Annotated in this window: 15 protein-coding genes and 1 tRNA gene; 3 read left to right on the top strand and 13 right to left on the bottom strand. The window is 42.2% G+C overall.

Translation table 11 applies throughout. The features are described from left to right. Positions 1-501, bottom strand: a 501-nt coding sequence (locus tag HMPREF0549_RS10170; RefSeq protein WP_040531788.1) for an FGGY family carbohydrate kinase, incomplete at its 3' end; no start/stop codon positions are given. Between the two features lie 79 nt (positions 502-580). Then, positions 581-1,744, bottom strand: coding sequence for a cation:proton antiporter (locus HMPREF0549_RS08075; protein ID WP_040531785.1), 1,164 nt, complete (start codon positions 1,742-1,744; stop codon positions 581-583). A gap of 136 nt (positions 1,745-1,880) precedes the next feature. On the opposite strand from HMPREF0549_RS08075, the gene HMPREF0549_RS08070 reads away from it, so the two are divergent. Beyond that, positions 1,881-3,236 carry a ClC family H(+)/Cl(-) exchange transporter gene (locus tag HMPREF0549_RS08070; protein ID WP_003717792.1) on the top strand — a complete coding sequence of 452 codons (1,356 nt, stop codon included), beginning with the start codon at positions 1,881-1,883 and terminating at the stop codon, positions 3,234-3,236. A 440-nt stretch (positions 3,237-3,676) separates the two neighbouring features. On the opposite strand, the gene HMPREF0549_RS08065 is transcribed toward HMPREF0549_RS08070, so the two are convergent. From HMPREF0549_RS08065 to HMPREF0549_RS08035, 7 genes are all read right to left on the bottom strand, one after another. Beyond that, positions 3,677-4,801: a trans-sulfuration enzyme family protein gene (locus HMPREF0549_RS08065; protein WP_003717791.1), complete on the bottom strand. Its 1,125-nt coding sequence runs from the start codon at positions 4,799-4,801 to the stop codon at positions 3,677-3,679. Between the two features lie 5 nt (positions 4,802-4,806). Next, positions 4,807-5,955: a trans-sulfuration enzyme family protein gene (locus HMPREF0549_RS08060; RefSeq protein WP_003717790.1), complete on the bottom strand. Its 1,149-nt coding sequence runs from the start codon at positions 5,953-5,955 to the stop codon at positions 4,807-4,809. Between the two features lie 355 nt (positions 5,956-6,310). Further along, positions 6,311-6,383 (bottom strand) — tRNA-Thr (locus HMPREF0549_RS08055). Between the two features lie 41 nt (positions 6,384-6,424). After that, complete coding sequence (locus HMPREF0549_RS08050) at positions 6,425-7,807, bottom strand: MFS transporter (RefSeq protein ID WP_040531779.1); 1,383 nt, start codon at positions 7,805-7,807, stop codon at positions 6,425-6,427. Further along, on the bottom strand, positions 7,794-8,225 hold the full coding sequence (locus HMPREF0549_RS08045; RefSeq protein WP_003717788.1) for a MarR family winged helix-turn-helix transcriptional regulator: 432 nt from the start codon (positions 8,223-8,225) through the stop codon (positions 7,794-7,796). Before HMPREF0549_RS08045 ends, HMPREF0549_RS08050 begins: the two co-directional genes overlap by 14 nt. A 79-nt stretch (positions 8,226-8,304) precedes the next feature. After that, the gene (locus tag HMPREF0549_RS08040; protein WP_040531776.1) at positions 8,305-9,651 is read right to left on the bottom strand and encodes an aspartate aminotransferase family protein; all 1,347 of its coding nucleotides are present in this window, start codon (positions 9,649-9,651) and stop codon (positions 8,305-8,307) included. 81 nt (positions 9,652-9,732) lie between these two features. Beyond that, positions 9,733-11,160 (bottom strand): APC family permease, encoded by a 1,428-nt coding sequence (locus HMPREF0549_RS08035; protein ID WP_040531773.1) that lies wholly within the window; start codon positions 11,158-11,160, stop codon positions 9,733-9,735. Positions 11,161-11,905: 745 nt separating this feature from the next. On the opposite strand from HMPREF0549_RS08035, the gene nth reads away from it, so the two are divergent. Both nth and HMPREF0549_RS08025 read left to right on the top strand, forming a co-directional pair. Beyond that, the gene (gene nth, locus HMPREF0549_RS08030) at positions 11,906-12,547 is read left to right on the top strand and encodes an endonuclease III (RefSeq protein ID WP_003717785.1); all 642 of its coding nucleotides are present in this window, start codon (positions 11,906-11,908) and stop codon (positions 12,545-12,547) included. A gap of 258 nt (positions 12,548-12,805) precedes the next feature. Next, complete coding sequence (locus HMPREF0549_RS08025) at positions 12,806-13,978, top strand: mandelate racemase/muconate lactonizing enzyme family protein (RefSeq protein WP_003717784.1); 1,173 nt, start codon at positions 12,806-12,808, stop codon at positions 13,976-13,978. Between the two features lie 53 nt (positions 13,979-14,031). On the opposite strand, the gene HMPREF0549_RS08020 is transcribed toward HMPREF0549_RS08025, so the two are convergent. The 4 genes from HMPREF0549_RS08020 to HMPREF0549_RS08005 all read right to left on the bottom strand — a co-directional run bounded on the left by HMPREF0549_RS08020 (position 14,032) and on the right by HMPREF0549_RS08005 (position 18,635). Next, positions 14,032-15,357: an MFS transporter gene (locus HMPREF0549_RS08020; RefSeq protein ID WP_040531770.1), complete on the bottom strand. Its 1,326-nt coding sequence runs from the start codon at positions 15,355-15,357 to the stop codon at positions 14,032-14,034. A 156-nt stretch (positions 15,358-15,513) separates the two neighbouring features. Further along, positions 15,514-16,497, bottom strand: coding sequence for a zinc ribbon domain-containing protein (locus HMPREF0549_RS09405; RefSeq protein ID WP_003717782.1), 984 nt, complete (start codon positions 16,495-16,497; stop codon positions 15,514-15,516). Between the two features lie 84 nt (positions 16,498-16,581). Beyond that, on the bottom strand, positions 16,582-17,448 hold the full coding sequence (locus HMPREF0549_RS08010) for a PPK2 family polyphosphate kinase (protein ID WP_003717781.1): 867 nt from the start codon (positions 17,446-17,448) through the stop codon (positions 16,582-16,584). A 53-nt stretch (positions 17,449-17,501) separates the two neighbouring features. Continuing rightward, positions 17,502-18,635, bottom strand: a complete 1,134-nt coding sequence (locus HMPREF0549_RS08005; RefSeq protein ID WP_258409011.1) for an MFS transporter — start codon at positions 18,633-18,635, stop codon at positions 17,502-17,504. Between the last annotated feature and the right edge of the window lies 1 nt (position 18,636).

Below are 18,636 nucleotides of genomic sequence, written 5' to 3'. Positions count from 1 at the left end.
AAACAAGCGCCAAAAAATATACGATTTAATATCTGCTACATGGTGCGTTTGGCGAAAGAGCTCCGGTCGTTTACGCCTAATCCAGATTAAATTAGCTAAGGGCGTCATCGGATGGATTGGCGTCCCCGTCTTCTGGTAAAGCTGCTTTCCTTCTGGTGTCTCCTTCATCTTCACAGCATCTTGGCGGGCACGGGTATCAGCCCAGGTAATAATTCTGGTCAAAGGATGATAATGTTCATCAAGCAACAGTAAGCTTTGATTAGCCGTTGAAAAAGCAACGCCAAGTAATCGGCCCGTTTTTAAATCAGCCCGGTGAATCGCTGCCCGGATTACCGTTTCAACTGCTTGAAAGATTTCTTCTGGATCCTGTTCCGCCATTCCCTGGGAGTCACGGTAAATGGGGTAATTCTTAATAAAATGGCCGATGATCGTTGTATCTTCATCATACAATACTGCTTTAGTCGCGGTTGTCCCAACGTCAATCCCAATTAAATATTTCATTTTTTCATCCCTCTCAGCATTCAAAGGAGGTCGGCAAATTTTACTTCTCACCGACCTCCTTTATCTGCAAAATATTCTTCTATTCAGTAACCTCATTTGCTTTTACTAAAGCATGTTTCAAGATAAATGGTGCTAAAACAGTTGCCACAATAATTACCGTTATTACATCAGAATAATACATTGATGACAAGAGATGTGCTTGATAGCCGATTTGAGCAGTGATCAGCGCCATTTCACCCCGAGCAATCATTCCGCTACCAACAACATATGAACTGTTAAAGTTAAATCCTGAAAGATAAGCTCCAGTACCACACCCGACTAGCTTAGTCAGGCAGGCAAGAATCGTCATCACAATCACAAAAACAAACGACTCATTTAATCGATCAATTCGCATGTTTAAGCCGACACTCACAAAGAATAACGGGATAAACATTGCATAGCCAATTGGAATAAAGCTTCGGTTAATCGTTTCTTTCCGGTGGGTATTAGCAACAGCGATCCCAGCAAAGAAGGAGCCAACCGCCCCGCTTAAGCCAACATAATCAGCAAGTGCTGCCATCCCTAAACAGATGATCATCGCCATTACGGACGGCGACGCAACAGTCAATAGCCGCTCACTGAGGTGCATCATGTATGGAGCCAGCCACTTAACAACCAGGTAAGTTCCACCAAAGAACAGGACCTGGAGAAGCAGGACTGCCCATAACGGCTGACCGCCAGTTTTTCCTTCAGCTTGGTTAACCACACTAATCATGATACTTAAGAGGATCACGCCAATAATATCATCGGCCACAGCGGCCCCTAAAATTGTCGCTCCTTCACGACTATCCAACCGCTTGAATTCCCGCAGAACCGCAACCGAAATGCTCACTGAAGTTGCGGAAAAAATAACCCCGATGAAAATTGATTCAAGGGTTGTGAAGCCGAAAAAGTAACTTGCGGGAGCCATAATTGCAATCGGAACCATAACGCCGACAATTGCCACAACCACTGCCGGTTTAAGGTATTTTTTCAATAACGAAAGATCACTTTCCAAGCCGGCAATGAACATTAGAATAATTACCCCAATTTCTTGAAACTCGTTCATCATTGAATTGAGGTGGACCCAGTTCAATAGCGCTGGACCTGCAATAATCCCAACCAGGATCTGCCCAATAACCTCGGGAATTTCGACCCGTCGACAAAGATGCGCTACTAATTGGGTTGCTAGCAATAATCCCGCCAGCGTTGCAATAAATTCCATTAAAAGACCTCCGTTCCCGTTCATACCTAATTAAAACCATATTGTACCATACTAACCCTAATGACAGCGCTTCTTTAGAATTGTGAAAGGATCCTGAAAAGAATATAATTGGAACGTGTAGATTGAAAGTGAAGAAATGAATTCATCGACTGACACAGGAACAATCCTGCGTGCAAAAGATATTTTACGAAAACCCTTTACCGCTGAATTCTTACGCTATGTAATTCCTGGGATTTTAGTGGGCGTTATTACCGGATTAGTCGTTGGTACCTTCCGGTGGATTATTGATCAAACACTAATTCTTTTAACAATTGTGTACCCTTATCTGGGTAGCCACCCGCTGATGATTATTCCATATATTTTGGGAACATTAATTGTTGTCTGGCTAATTGCAAAGATAATCCGTCCTGAACTGTTTGATGTCGTTGGTTCTGGTGTTCCCCAGATTGAAGCAATACTAATCGGTAAGCATCAAATGAATTGGTGGAGTGTCCTCTGGCGGAAGTTTGTCAGTGGACTTCTAACCATCTGTCCAGGGCTTTTTCTTGGTCGAGAAGGCCCGTGTATTCAAATTGGTGCCTGTATTGGTCAAGGATTTGCGGAAGATGTTTACCACTATCAGGATACTGAAGAACGCGATCTGCTAATCAAATGCGGGATTGCCGCTGGATTGTCCGCTACTTTTAGCGCTCCCATTGCCGGAACTGTCTTCCTGCTTGAAGAAGTCACTCGGCATTTTAATTTCAAGGTAATTGCAGGGGCTTTAGCTGCCGCAATTTCTGCCGATCTAATGACAATCCTCTTTTTCGGAACAAAGCCGTGCTTAGCAATGCCAATCTCCGCGCGTTTGCCACTATCATCATACCCATGGCTGATTTTGGTTGGGATCGTTATTGGTGCAGGCGGCTACCTTTTCCAATACGGAATGCTTAATCTTGGTTGGTGGTACCGTAAATTTACCATTCTTCCCAACTACTACCACAGTATTCTCCCGTTGCTTCTTGTTATCCCCGTTGGTCTATGGAATTGCCATATTCTTGGTGGGAGTCATAATTTCATCATGTACATCACGCGAATGTCATTGAAGGCAAACTGGCTGTTAGTTCTAGGAATGCTCATCCTCTTCTTCGTTCTGCGGTATACCGGAACGATGATTGCTGCTGGTGCTACTGTTCCTGGTGGTATCTTTATGCCGATCTTTGTTCTCGGTAGTGTTCTCGGCGCGATTGCTGGAATCATCCTGATTCACTTTGGTATTGTTCCGGCAAGTTGCTACCTAAACCTAATCGCAATGGGAATGGCAGCCTACTTTGGCGCTACTGAAGGAACCCCCATTTCCGCAATTCTCCTCGTTACCGAAATGGGCGGTTCAGTTGACCAAATTCTGCCAATGACCATTCTCACCTTCATCGCTTACTTCACCAGCATGACCCTCGGCTCCAAGAACTCCATCTATGAAGCATTGAGGATGGAAATGTTAAACAGAGTGTGAGCAGGGACGAATTAGCAACTGAGCACTAGAAAATCCCGGACGATGATTGACTTGCAATCAAGTCCGGGATAGCTAGGCGGAAGTTGCGGTCCCTGCGAACACATTTAATAGAGTGTGAGCCAGCAAAGGGCTTGCGGAAAGCTAGCAATTTCTCCTGACGAAGGCGTCTTGCGTCTAGGAAGGAGTTTGCTAGCTCTAGCAAGACCCTGGCGAACACATTTCGACTCAGTTATCTAGAACGTTAGCTCGAGCAAGTAAAAAATCAGACAAATGTCAAACGGGACTGTGACATAAGTACTTTTACCAAGTTCAAATACGAACAGCGCGGTACGCAAATGGGTTCCAGTGTCCGGTATAACCGAACTCTGGAACCCTATTTGCGCTCGCGGGGGCGTGAAAACGAAGTCATAAATGGCTTCTGTCACGCTCCCGTTTCCTTATTATCCTAATGCTTGTTGGATGTCAGCAATCACATCTGCTGGATCTTCTAAACCAACAGATAGTCGTAATAGTCGTGGCGTAATTCCCAGTCGTTGCCGTTGATCAAGTTCCACATCAGCATGGGTTTGGTAGTACGGAATTGTAATTAGACTCTCAATTCCGCCTAGACTTTCCGCAAAGGTAATCAGCTTTATATTGTCTAAAAGTTTGGCAACGTCAGCTTCATTTTTAAGGTAAAAACTAATCATCCCACCCTTTCCCGGATATAGGACCTGCTCAATTCGAGGATCCTGTTTAAGATACTTAACCACTTCTTGAGCGTTTTTTGTGTGTTGTTTTACCCGAATATTTAAAGTTTTCAGGCTCCGTAACAATAGCCACGAATCAAAAGAATCCAAGGTATCACCAGTCGTAATGTAGTATTCAAAATATTGTTGAGCAAGCTGCTGGTCCTTACAAACTAATATTCCTCCCAAAAGATCATTATGCCCTGATAAATACTTGGTTGCGGAATGGACAACAGCGTCTGCGCCAAGTTCTAACGGTCGTTGATAAACCGGTGTGTAGAAGGTATTATCCACAATTACTAAAATCCGGGAATCCTTTTTATGGACCGCAGTAGCGATTTTAGCAATATCAAGTTCTTTCATTGTCGGGTTTGAAGGTGTTTCTAACCAAATGATTTTCGTTTGGGGAGTAATTTTAGCGATCAAATCCTCAACCTTTCTGCCATCCCATTGATCAAAATTAATTCCAGCATGCGAATGAAGGTAACGGAAGTAGCGGAAATCGCCTCCATATAAATCATCCAGTGAAATTAACTGATCACCAGTTTTTAAGATGCTTAAGGCTAGTTGGATCGCAGCCATCCCTGAACTTAAAGCAAAACCACGCTGACCGGCTTCAAGCTTTGCCATTGTTTGTTCAAGTGCTCGACGATTAGGAGTCGAAATTCGGGAATATGTATAACCCTTGCTTGGATCAAAATTTTTAGCTTCTTCAAGGGAATCGTGGCGGTAGTTCGAAGAAAAATATAACGGTAGAGCAACCGCTTTTTTGTCGTCAATATGGTTTCCTGCTTGTGCCGCAATCGTTTCAACCGAATATTTACACATAGTAATCATTCCCCCTATTTTCTTGACTTTGCAATGGCTTGTTGAATGTCGGCAATCTGATCATGAAAATCTTCGATTCCTACCGCCATCCTGATTAATCCTGGTTTAATTCCGGCTGCTAACTGCTCGTCAGGACTTAATTCGGCATGGCTCATTTTACTTGGCAATTCAACCAGGCTCTCAACTGCACCAAGACTAACCGCTAGTTTAAATAAGCGCAGGTTGTTGACAAATTTAACTGGATCAACACTTTCTGTTAACTCAAACGAGAACACACCGCCGGCCCCCTTAGCTTCCTGACGTAATTCCTGGTAGCCTGGCAAGCCTTTAATACCAGGATAATAGATCTTCTTAACCTCGCCTAAGCCTTGCAAGTAGTTAACTAACTCCTTAACATTAGCAATTTGACGGTCTAGGCGGAGGCTCAAAGTCTTAATTCCTCTTGCTAATTCATTACTATCCTCAGGTGACAAAATGCTGCCGAGAGCATTCTGAATAAAGTAAACCCGCTCAGCTAATTCACGATCCTTGACGATCACTGCCCCTGCTGAAACGTCAGAGTGCCCTGATAAGTACTTAGTGGCACTATGAATTACAATGTCAGCTCCCAAAGTTAACGGTTGCAATAGGTATGGACTCAGAAATGTGTTATCAACAATCGTCAACAAGTGATGCTGCTGGGCTAAAGCAGCAACTTTTTGCACCGATGTTACTTGCAATAGCGGATTGGTCACTGGTTCAAAATAAATTGCCTTAGTATTGGGCTGAATCGCTGCTTCAATTGCCGCGAGATTACGGGTATCAACAGCAGTAATCTTCAAACCCCAACGTTCAAAAAATTGGTGAAGCAGGCGAAAGGTTCCGCCATAGATTTGATTGCCAACGATTAGGTGGTCGCCTTGCTTAAATATTGCCAGAGCTGCATGGATAGTAGCCATCCCGGATGAAAAGGCAAAGCCAGCCGTTCCTTCCTCTAACGCTGCCAGTTGCTCTTCCAAAGCACGTCGGGTCGGATTACCAGAACGTGAATAATCATCCTTTACCGGTGCACCGATTTCGGGATACGCAAAAGTAGTCGCTTTGTAAATAGGAGTGGTCACCGCTCCAGTATTATTATCATGTTGTGCTGGCGCATGAACCAGTTTTGTATCAAATCTCGTCATCGCTCTCTTCCTTTCGTATAAACAAAAACGCCCCTAAGTAGTATTGAAACTACCTAGGGACGTCAACAACGTGGTACCACCCAATTTCACTGAATTAATCAGCCTCAACAGCACTCAACTAGAATGCCAGGGATGGTAACGGATCCTTCCGGAAAGCTAGCCATTACTGACCGACTTTCAATTACTCCGAGCTCATCTTCAGAATAATTACTCTCCCACCTTTTCACCATCAGCGGTCACTTTCTGAGAGCTTTTATTCTTACTCTTCTCATCAACGTATTATTATAAAATCATTAGAAAAATTAAATTATAATTAGTATAAAGGGCGATTTTTAAATTGTCAAGAAGAAATTTAAGCCGTCTGGCGGAGTTGAACCGCCGTGTCACCCTTACCATGGATGTGCTCTACCTATCTGAGCTAAGACGGCGATTAAAGTATAACCGAAATTGTTAACAACTTGCAAGCAGGCTAATCTTTAACATTTCGGTAATAACTCAGCCAAACAATGATACTAAAAATCGTCAGAACAATAAACGCGTGTTGGGTTCCAATTGCGGTTGATAATGTCCGATTAACTTTAAGCTGTGCTTGGCTACTAGCAACGATCATCGCAGCAATTGACGTTCCCATTGCACCGGCAAACTGCTGAAGAGTGTTCAGGATTGCATTTCCCTGTGCCGTTTCTGAAAAACTAATAGTCCTGAGTGCGCTTGTCATTACGCTCCCCATGCACATCCCCATTCCTGCCATATAGAAACAATAAACAGTTGCAATTATGCCATTACTCATTTGCCGACTAATTACAGCAAAAACAAGCAGGGAAAGGAAACAAAGAGTCATTCCCAAAAGAATCGGCCGTCGCGCACCAAATCGATCAAGAATTTTACCACCAAGCGGTGCGAAGACTGCCCCAGCAAAACCCGCTGGCAAAACAACCAATCCGGCAATCGTGGAAGTATTACCGTTAACTAACTGGATATAGTTTGGTAAAAGAAAGGCAAAGCCAAGCGACATGATTTGGGTAAGAAAGAAACCAAGAACATGACCAGCAAACCGGTGATTCTTAAATAGACGCAGATCTAACGTTGGCGTTGCGATTGTAAGTGAACGCCACGTTAGGCCAATCATTCCAATAATTCCAAGGCAGAAAGCTCCCAGAACATTAACACTCATAAAGGGGACGCTTCCGACATTACTAAAACCATCAACCAATCCGCTAAACATGAACATAATCATCAAAAGGCTAAGGAAATCAACCCGTTGTTTTCTAATGGCAGACTTCTGCTGAATTCCCCAACGTCCGAGGATAAACGAAACAACCATAAATGGGAGAAGAATGTAAAAGATCCACCGCCAATTCAGTTTGCTAGCAATGATCCCACCAAATGTCGGTCCTACTGCTGGGGCAATTCCTGTAATTAAATTTCCGATTCCCATCATGAAACCAATCTTACTTTGCGGAACCTGTTCCATAATAATATTAAACATTAACGGTAATGCGATTCCTGCACCAACCCCCTGAACTGCCCGTCCCAAAAGCAGCAGGGTAAAGTTGGGCGCAAAGGCATCAATTAATAAGCCACTAAAGAAAAACAGGTTTGCTACGGTAAAAAGGGTCCGGGTTTTATACGAGCTTTTTAAGACGGCTGAAAGCGGAACAACGATGGCAACAATTAATAGATAGATTGAAGTCATCCACTGTACTGTATTCGTGGTTAAATTAAATTCACCCATCAAAATTGGGAAAGTAACGTTCATCGCGGTTTCAACAATCACACCACAGAATGACATTAAGCCCGTCGCAACAACGGCCGCAACTACCCTAGGCGGAATTGGTTCATTTTTGGTCATTATCTTCATCCTCCCCAATTATAAATTTCAGAATCTCTTTGAACTGACGAAGTTCCTCAGCAGTAAAGTTGGTTCTTAATCGTTCTTCAGATGCTAAAATATAATCCCTAACTTTGGGTGCTAAGTCTCTTCCCTTTGCTGTCAATGTAACTACCTTTTGTCGTCGATCAGTGACTGACTGTCGCTGCTCAATCAAACCCTTTTTCACTAACCGTTGAATAATTACTGTCGTTGTTGACCGTTTAATATTGAATTCCCGCTCCAACATGTGTTGATCACATTCTTGACTCTCACAGTTAGCCATAAAGTCAATTACCGACATCTGCGTTCCGGTCAAATCATACTGCTGGGCAAAACGGTTAAATTCTTGATTCAGGCTATTCGTTGCCATTTTTAATAATCGACCAATTAACTCCATCAAAAAATCTCCTATAGCATTTAGTTAGCTGTCTAACAAAATATTATAGGAGATTATCTTCAATTATTAAAGTGATAATTTACCAGCCTAATTCATCAGCATTATCCGGCAGAGTTAACTTCCCGGCTGCTTCTTCTGCAAATGCCTGGTCAAGCATTCCAAAGGCTCGGTCTAATTCTTCCTCAGTAATTACCAGTGGTGGTTGGAACCGAAGAATATTACCCCGAAGACTGATGATAATTGCACCAAGTTCGAAGACACGGTACATGATCCGCGTAGTTGCTGCGGTATCACCCTTACCTGTTTGCGGATTAACAATATTAATTCCACCATCTAGGCCGTACATCCGGACATCACCGATAAAGTCATATTTCTTTTGCTCACCTTCAAAGAACTGCTTAGCCTTCTCACCTAACTTAGCTGAGCGTTCGAGAAGGTGTTCTTCTTGGATTACATCCAGAGTAGCATTAGCAGCCGCTGTGGTTACCGGGTTCCCGGCAGTTGTATAAACGTTAGCAGGTGCACCAAGAGATTCCATGATCTCCTTTCGTCCAATAACAGCACTCAACGGCATCCCAGAAGCTAGCGACTTACCAACTGACATCAAATCAGGTTCAATTCCAAAGTGTTGGATTGACCACCACTTACCGGTACGTCCCATTCCTTGGTTAACTTCATCAACTGCAAAGAGGATCCCATTTTCCTTAGCAAATTGATAAATCTTTTTCATAAATTCTGGTGGCGTCTTAACGATTCCACCATCACCCTGAATTGGTTCAATCAGGATTGCGGCTACCTCATCAACCGGTAAGTAAGTTTCAAATGGCAACTTAAACATCTTAAAATAGCGATCAACAAATTGCTCCTCTGATTCATCAGGAAGCTTATCCCATGGATCAGGGAATGGTACTTTAACAACTCCTGGAAGCAATGGTCCCATTTTCCGTGCCATGTTTAGGGAAACGCTAGAAAGAGTCATTGAACCGTATGTGGAACCATGGTATGCCCCCGTAAAGGAAACAATATACTGACGACCAGTAGATGCTCGGGCAAACTTAATAATGGCATCATTTGCATCAGAGCCGGAATTCCCCCAGGCAACTTCCACTGGACCTGACATCGGTGCTAATTCTGCTAATCGCGGTGCCAACCGTGCCGCTTGACTATTCGCAAAATAAGCTGGCGTATACTGAATAATTTTAGCTGCTTGATCCTGAATTGCCTTAACAACTTTCGGGTGGCAATGCCCGGTGTTGGTAGAACTAGCACTTGCTAAGAGATCAATGTACTGATTACCATCAACATCAGTTAAAATGGCTCCACGCCCACTGTCAATTACGATATCGTAATATTTAACCCGTGCTGCTGTGGCAAATGCTTCACTTTCTTTTGCTAAGATCTTGTGGTTATTTTCCATTGATCCCATTAGCAATTCCTCCAATCTTATTTTGTTGTTAGTAAATGATTGTAATTTTCTTGGGTAAAAGTTTAGGCAACAGTTCACACTTTAATTTTTCTTACTAAGGTATGAATGACGAACCCCGTAAGCGAAGTAGATGACTAGGCCAAGGACGAACCAGATGCCGGCGTATAGTTTAGCTTGATAATCTAGTCCAAGGAAAACCATCAATGAGGCCAGAAAGCCAAGAGCCGGAAGAACCGGATAAAGCGGTACCTTAAATGCTGGATCGTTAATATCCTTACCCTCACGACGACGCAATGGGTAAATTCCGATTGAAACGAACATAAATGCAATTAATGTTCCGGCAGAAATCAATTGTGAAAGGAACGCGAATGGGAAGAATGCCCCAATCAAGATCCCAACAATCGTTAAAGTCCATAATGCCCGGTTAGGCCGATTACTCTTGTCAAGCTTACCAAGCCACTTTGGCAACATTCCATCACGACCAAATGAGTAAATCAACCGTGATCCGGCCATGCTCATTCCGATCAATGCGGTGAACATCCCCACAACAGCAATTGTTTGAACAACAGTTGCGACACCGCCGTGACCAGCAGCCCGGAGTGCCAACCCAACTGGTTCAGCACTATTTGCATATTTACTATATGGAAGCATGCCGACAAGAACTAAACTAACGGCCACAAACAAAACAACGGCAATTACAAGTGAACCAAGGATCCCCCGTGGCATGGTCTTTTGCGGATTAATAGCTTCTGCAGAGTTAGCAGCGATTGAGTCGAAACCAATGTATGACAGGAAAATCATTGAAACACCAGCATAAATTCCTTGCCAACCACCGAATGGTCCATTTGTGGTCTCGTGATACTTGGGAACAAATGGAACATAGTTAGCAGCATGCAAAGCAGTTAAGCCAACAACGATAAACAGTAAAACAGCGAAAACCTTCAATACAACCAAAACATTCTCAACTCGGGCTGCCCGAGAAACCCCGCGAGAAATCAATGCAGCTACTAAAGCAATCACAACAACTGAAACCAGGTCGACGATTCCGCCATCAGTCCCAAAAGCATTTGATAATGATGCCGGGAGCTTCAACCCCAGTGGAGCAATCAATGCCCGAAAGTTCGCTGATAATCCGGAACCAACAAAGGCTAATGCGATAAAGTATTCAGCAAGAAGTGCCCAACCGGCGATCCAACCAAAGAACTCACCAAAAACAACGTTAATCCACGAATATGCTGAACCAGCAAATGGCATTGCTGCAGACATTTCTGCATAAGCAAACGCAACTAGTCCTGCAACTACCGCGGCAAGTAAGAACGAAATTGCTACGGCAGGTCCGGTATGCATCGCTGCCACTTCACCAGGAAGAGTGAAAATAGAGGTGGAGACAATTGTACCGACCCCAAGTGCTAAAAAGTCCCGCACCTTTAGTGAACGAACTAGATGCCCGTCTTTATTGGCATATACTTGCGGGTCTTCTTTTCGGGTAATTGTTTTCCAAAAACTCATAACCATTCCTCCTTATCTATTAAATTTAGATTAGAATAATAAGAAAACATTAACTTATTCTAACAACCGATTGCACATTGGTCAATTGTTAATTAAATAAATATTTTATTTTTACTCGGTAATTCGTTTATGAAAGAATTCTAATTATTAAAATAAAAAGGCTTTTCAGAAATGGGGAATTCTGAAAAGCCTTTAATTAGAGATCAATCTAGCAGGTCTCATAGGGCATGTCTAAGCATCATTAATTTAATTAGAGTGGTTGATAACTACTTACGACTCAGGTTAATTTAGGGGGTAAGCGTTTTAGTTTAGATAGTGTGTACCTAAGTCATAGCAACAGCCAATATTATTGTTTTCGAAACCACAGTCATGGGGAGGCGACAATGATCTCATTTAAGGATAAAGCACAAGCTAATTAAATTAAATTCAGTTTAAACATGATAACTGAAAAATCATCATATATACAATGCGATCTAGTAGAACTACTAAATCATAAAATATTTTCAGTTATAAACCAAGCAATAACATTATTTATCGCTTGTTCATCTTTAGTTATACCTTCTTATGACAAAAAAATCAAGTAATAGCTCAATTAATGCTCAATCTTTTTTGGCTTTAAGACAGTAAAAGCATGTACTGCCACGCATGTTTTCGTCTCACTATCGGATGATAACTAATCGCCTATTAATTGTTTTAAAAAGCGTTATTTGTTTTATAATAAAAGAAAATATAAGGAGGATCTTTCATGCTCACAGATAGTGAAATTGTCAATGCCATTCATCAAATGCGCGCCATGTTTCCCGAAGCTGGAACAACGTTAAAGGCCGACACAACTTTTCATTTCTTGTTAGCAACAATTCTTAGTGCACAATCAACGGATAAATCAGTTAATATGGTTACTCCGCTACTTTTCGCCCGCTACCCAACACCTGAATCACTAGCAAGTGCCGAGCCCGAAGACATTGAACCATTTATTCAATCACTCGGCCTTTACCATAATAAAGCTAAATACCTTGTTAAAGCCGCTCAGGGAATTGTGACTAATTTTAATGGTGAAGTTCCCCACACAATGAAAGAATTAACTAGTTTAGCCGGTGTCGGCCGTAAAGTCGCTAACGTTGTCCTTGCAGAGTGCTTTAATATTCCTGCCTTCCCTGTCGATACACATGTTAGTCGGGTTGCACGACGTTTAGGAATGGTTAAACCGAACGCAACCGTTTTACAGATTGAAAAGCGCCTAAAAGAGGCAGTTCCCAAAGATGAATGGCTAGATGCTCACCACGCAATGATCTTTTTCGGCCGCTACCAATGTACCGCTAAAAATCCTAAATGTACTAAGTGTCCCCTTCTCCCCATCTGCAAATATGGTCGAGATAACGTCTTTTAAGATGACTAATACTAAATAAATTGAAACTTAAAAACCAAGAATTGTGATAATTTGTCATGACTCTGGACTTCATTGTAAAAAACAATAGCTACCCGGTTGGTGAATTAATCATCAATCGGGTAGCACTTCTTTAATTTTTCTCAAGTTTTCCCTCAAAAACTTTTTAGTAGCTTAATCGTTTTTGAAAATATTCATTTACTATTAGCAATCATTTAAGCTTAAGGTGATTTTAGAAATCGTTAATGGGAGATAACAATCGTGAAAATAAAGAAAATTGATTTGTTGTATAGTGCTCCGGTAGAAGATGGCTGGCGACCATCATTTTGCCGAATTTATACTGATACCGGTCTGTATGGGGATGATGAAGTTGCTCTTTCCTATGGTGCTGTTAGTCATGCTGCATTTGCAGAAATGCATGATTTGGCACCGTTGCTAATTGGGATGAATCCGTTAGAACACGAAGTAATCTGGGAAAAACTATATCGGCAGAGTTTCTTTGGGTTAAACGCGGGGCCTGTCATCTTTGGCGCTATTTCGGCTTTTGATATTGCCTTGTGGGATATTAAGGGTAAATATTATCATGCTCCCTTACACGAATTATTAGGCGGTGAGCAGCAACGGCGAGTACGTGCTTATGCGAGTCAGTTACAAATGGGCTGGGGAGTTGGTCGCCATCATGCTGGCCAACCGGCAGACTATGCGGCTAATACCCGGATTGCGGTAGAAAAGGGATTTGATGCTGTTAAAATCAACTTTTTGACTTTCGATGAGGAAGGCCAGCCAGTTAACCATATCGACCAGGAGAATCTCTTAACTAGCGACTACCTAAATTTGGTTCAACGACGTCTACATGCAGTTCGTCAGGTACTTGGCCCCAATGGCGATTTAATATTGGAGAACCACGCACTGACTGGTAAACTGGCAGCCATTCGTTTCGGCAAACTGGCTAAACAGTATTCACCATTATATTATGAAGAACCAGTCAAACCAGATCCTCAACTCTTAGCCACTGTGCACCATGAAACTGGTCTCCCAATCGCTTCTGGAGAACGTTTATATTCTCGTTGGGATTTCAAACGGGTATTTGATCAGGGAGCCATTCAAGTTGCCCAACCGGATATTGGAACTGCTGGTGGGGTAACGGAGGTCAAGAAGATCTGTGATTTAGCAGCAATTTCTGATATTGGTGTCCAAATCCACATTACTGGTAGTAATTTGATGACGGCAGTTTCCTTAAACTTAGAAGCAACCTTACCTAATTTTGTTATTCACGAGTATAACGTTAATACAGCAATGCCAAAAATGTTAGCATTGACAAAGTATGATTATGAGCCAGAAAATGGTCAACTAACTGTACCAGATCGTCCTGGGATTGGCAACGAACTTTCTACAATGGCCTTCAAAAATAGTCATATAATTACTGTGAAATAAATTAAACCCTCAGTATCCATCATTTGAATACTGAGGGTTTGATCTGTCAAATACTATTTAGCTTCTGCGTGACGTTTCTTTAATGAGAAAATGTGTAAAGCAACAGAACATGCTAAGCAAAGAACAGTTGCGATAATTAAGAGAACTAATCCCGCATTCCAGCCGTAATGGTCGACTGCCACTCCAAGGAGACTTGTTCCAAGCGTTGAGCCAAGAACATAACTCATAAAGCCCCGAAGTCCAACAGTTGAACCCACAGCAAATGGTGGAACAACTTCCATCGTTTGAACAGAATCAAGGAATTGTGGAATGTAAACCAAGCATCCAGCAAGGGCAGCATAAACCGTAACCGCAGTCACTGACTTGCTATTCCAGTAACCAAAAATACAGAAAATAATTAGAACCAGGGCAATCATTGCTGGTGGCATCCGGTAACTCTTGAAAAGTTTATCAGAAATGATCCCTGCCAGTAACGTTGAGGGGATAGCAGCCCATTCAAAGAAGGCAAATGCAATCATCATTTGACCATGAGTGAAGCCCTTAGCCTGAATTAAGAAGATTGGCAACCAAGTTAAAATCCCAAACCGGATCATGTAAACGAAAGTGTCCATAAACGAAACTAGCCAGGCACCAGGGTTATTAAAGACATACTTGGTAAGAATTTGCCAAGAGCTTAAATCATAGTAATCAATGTTGCTTTGTTCTTGCTTTGTTTCTTCCAGCGGTGGCAGACCTTCTTCCTCAGGTCGACCCTTAACAAAGACCAGCACGATTAAAGCTACCGCAATGGCAACCAATGCTGGGAATACATAAATTGCAAACCGCCAGTGACTTGCACCAACAATTCCTAACATAAATCCAGCAAGTGGTGAAATTAATCCCCCACCAAGGTTATGCGAGGTGTTCCAAATTGATGTTACAAATCCCCGTTGTTTTTTATCAAACCAGGTTGAAAGAATAATAAATGATGGCCCAACTCCCATTCCTTGGAACAAGCCCAAAAGAATTAAAATAATAGCTAATGACCATAGACTAAAGCCAAAGAATGCTAGGCACATACTAAGCAAGGCACAAATAATTAATCCCGTTGCCATAAAGCGTTTTGGATTAGCTTTGTCTGACCAGGCACTCATAACTCCTTTCCCTAATCCATAAGCAATCAGCAAACAACTAGACAGCATCCCGATTTGACCCTTGGAAAGATCCAACGATGCCTTTAGTTGTGGCGTTGATAGTGTAAAGTTATTCCGCACAATGTAAAAAGCAGCATAACCAATAAAAACCCCAAACAAGGACATCCACTTATACCGTTTAAACAGGGACCGTGCCTTATCAGCTGGCACTTGGGCCTTCTGTCGTGGCTTCAAAAAACTGAACATATTGACAACTCCTCCAATATAATTTCTCCCCACACACAATATAGCGCTTACACTAACGATTATACACTATCTAAATACACAAAAAGCGGAAACGTGGTTAAGAATCAAATAATCTTAGCCGCGTTTCCACTTTTGCATAATCCGCGATATTACTGCTTATTCGTGAGCAATACCAACTTTTTTAGCCATTTGTTGAACATTCTTTGCTTGTTTATGGCTATTCAGATACTTGATCAGATCCTGTTGAGAAACAGTTTCAACTGGATTGTAAATATCTCCTGTATGTGGTGCACTTGGTGTTCCAAACTCGTAAATATTTACACTACCATCCTGATTAATGGTGTATGCGGAGTAGACAACCTCATTATTGCTATCCTTACTGTTAAAGGCAACATAAACCGTACCATTTCCCTTAGCAGATAGGTAGTTAACAATATCTGGTTCTGTCGTTTCCTTAATCAGAATACCGTTGTTTGAATTATCAACGACATCCTTCCACTTTGAAACATTCTTTTGTGCAGCATAGTTAGCAACTGCAGCTGCGAATTCAGTTGGCTGCATATTGTTCTTTAGTTGCACACCGTTGCTCTTCTTTGTCACTTGCTTCTTTACGGCAGGCTTCTTCTCTGCAACCTTAGTACTACTCTTCTTCGTTGCCTTTGAAGATGAAGATTTAGCAGCTTGCTTCTTCTCACTCTTCTTTGATTGGGAAGACTTAGCAACATTCTTCTTACTTTCGGCTTTCTTAGAAGAAGTCTTGGCTGCTTGCTTTGATTCAGAAGAGGCTTTCTTTGCCTTTGCTGAACTAGATTTAGCAGCACTCTCGCTAGAACTGTTTGAAGCAGTACTGCTGCTATCCGCAGTCGACGATTCTGAAATGGTCTTAGTCGTCTGTTGGATGTTTTGACGAGCTTCGGTTTGCTCCTGCTGGTTATTAAAGATATAGCTTCCGCCAGCAATGATCGCCAATGTCGCAACGATTACCATCTCATTCTTATGACGAATCTTACTCTTGGCTTGCTTTTGCTGCCGTTGATCGTAAAACGAACTCATTTCACCGCGGCTAAAGTCATACCCACAAGAAGGACAGATCCGATCTTCTGTCGGCACGTTTTTCCCACACCAAGGACATTTCTTCATTCTTTATTCCCCCCAATCATAAATCGTTTCACTAATCACATTATAACTCTGATTTACAAAAAATGAATTTTTTGTAAATTAAAGTTACTTTTCGTTCAATAATTCTTCTTTAGCCGTGTCTAATCTTGCCGCTTCATCAGGAGATAACACAGGATAAGCTAACGGTAATTTTTCAATTTCCTTAGTCAAAATATCTGACACAATTAAGCGCGAATACCACTTATCATCTGCTGGGACGACATACCATGGGTTCTTTTTGGTAGCCGTTGCGTTGATTGCTTTTTCGTATGCTTTTTGGTACTTATCCCAGTATTGCCGTTCTCGAATATCCGCAGAAGAAAATTTCCAGTGTTTCTTTGGGAGGTTAATCCGCCGAAGGAAGCGTTTCTTTTGCTCGTCCTTGGAAATGTGAAGGAAGAATTTAAAAATCACAAAGCCATTCCGTGATAAATATTTCTCGTAATCGCGAATGTCCTGGTACCGACCCTTAAAGAAGTGATCATTGACATCACTTAAAGAGTCAACCTCTGGTAAATTAGCGTTCAGGATAATTTCCGGATGAACACGAGAAACTAGAACATCTTCGTAGTATGAACGGTTAAAGACTCCGATTTCTCCCCGAGACGGCAACTCCTTGTTAATCCGCCACAAGTAATCATGGCGTAATTCTGCAGAAGTTGGCTGCTTAAAGTTAGCGACCTTAAAGCCAACCGGGTTAACACCAGAAAAAATGTGAGCAATCATACTGTCTTTCCCAGCTGCGTCCATTGCTTGAAAGACGACTAAGATCCCGTACTTATGCCGCGCATACATCATCTTTTGGGCGTGACGAATATGACGAAGATTTTCTTCAATCTGCTCTTTAATTTTATCGAGCTCGTCGGCGCTATCCTTAACTTTCGTTGGTGCCTTTTTAATATCAAAGTCATCACCCGTATACTTGTAATCCATTCTTCCAGCCTCCAGATTAAGTTACCTTTATTCTAGCACTGTTCCCCGGTAAATTAGTCTTGAACATTAAGTTTTCGCAGGCGCAGACCAATTATAAATGCTATCAGTAGGAAGGCAATAACGAACCAGTACGGATACTGGTAATTAACGTCTAACAGCGCCCCGGTAATTAATGGCCCAATGATGTTACCAATACTAGTTAACGACATATTGATCCCATTAAGCAGTCCTTGATTACTCTTACTCATCTTGGTTAAGAGAGTTGTGATGGCAGGACGAAGAAGATCAAAGGCTTCGAAGACAAATAAAGTTGCAACAATCAGCTGCCAGTGTGAATGGTCATAAATCACCAAAATTGTTCCAACAATACTCAATAGAAAGCTATACTCTACTAGGCGAACTTCACCCAACCACTGTACAAGCCGTTCAAAGAAAAATACCTGAAGGACGAGTGAGATGATCCCATTTAAGGTAAGGACAAGTGCGATTGCTCCCAGATCAAAGTTATGGACTTCGTTAACGTATAAACTATAAATACTCTCAAAGCCGGCCAAACCAAATGCGGCAACGAAGATCATTCCGAAGAGCACCGCTAAAGTTGGCGTCATAATCTGCTTTATTTGCTGCCAACTACTGCCGAGAAGTTCCCCTTCAGGATCCTTGGTTTCACTTTGGAACCGTTCGTCCTCATCTCGAGGAAGAAACCGCCAAGCAATCACTGTACTGATTAGACCAAGAACTCCCGCAACCCAAAACGGGAATTTATAGCTAACGTGTGCTAGCAGGCCGCCAAGTCCTGGTCCCAAAATTAGTCCGCCACTAAACGCTGCTGATAACCAGCCAATTACTTTAGCCCGGTCCCGTTCAGTTGTAATATCTGCCGCTAATGCCATTGAAGTCGGGACAAACATTGCTGCTGAGAGGCCATCAACTGCTCGTGAAAGATCAAAGACCCACAGATGTTGAGCTAACGCAAAGACAAATTCCGCAATGGCAAAAATTAAGAGTCCCCACACCAGCATTGGTTTTCGCCCAATTTTATCTGAAAAACGGCCAACAATCGGTGATGCCACAAATTGAACAAATGCAAATAATGATGACATCACTCCCATGTCGAAAGCAGTAAAGTGATACTCATTTTTAATAAATGGCTCTACCGGAAATACCAAACTCATCCCTAAGCAGATT

This window comes from Limosilactobacillus vaginalis DSM 5837 = ATCC 49540 (assembly GCF_000159435.1).
GTDB classification, from domain to species: domain Bacteria; phylum Bacillota; class Bacilli; order Lactobacillales; family Lactobacillaceae; genus Limosilactobacillus; species Limosilactobacillus vaginalis.
Note: the sequence above shows the minus strand (reverse complement) of the source record. Positions and strands in the feature narration are given on the sequence as shown.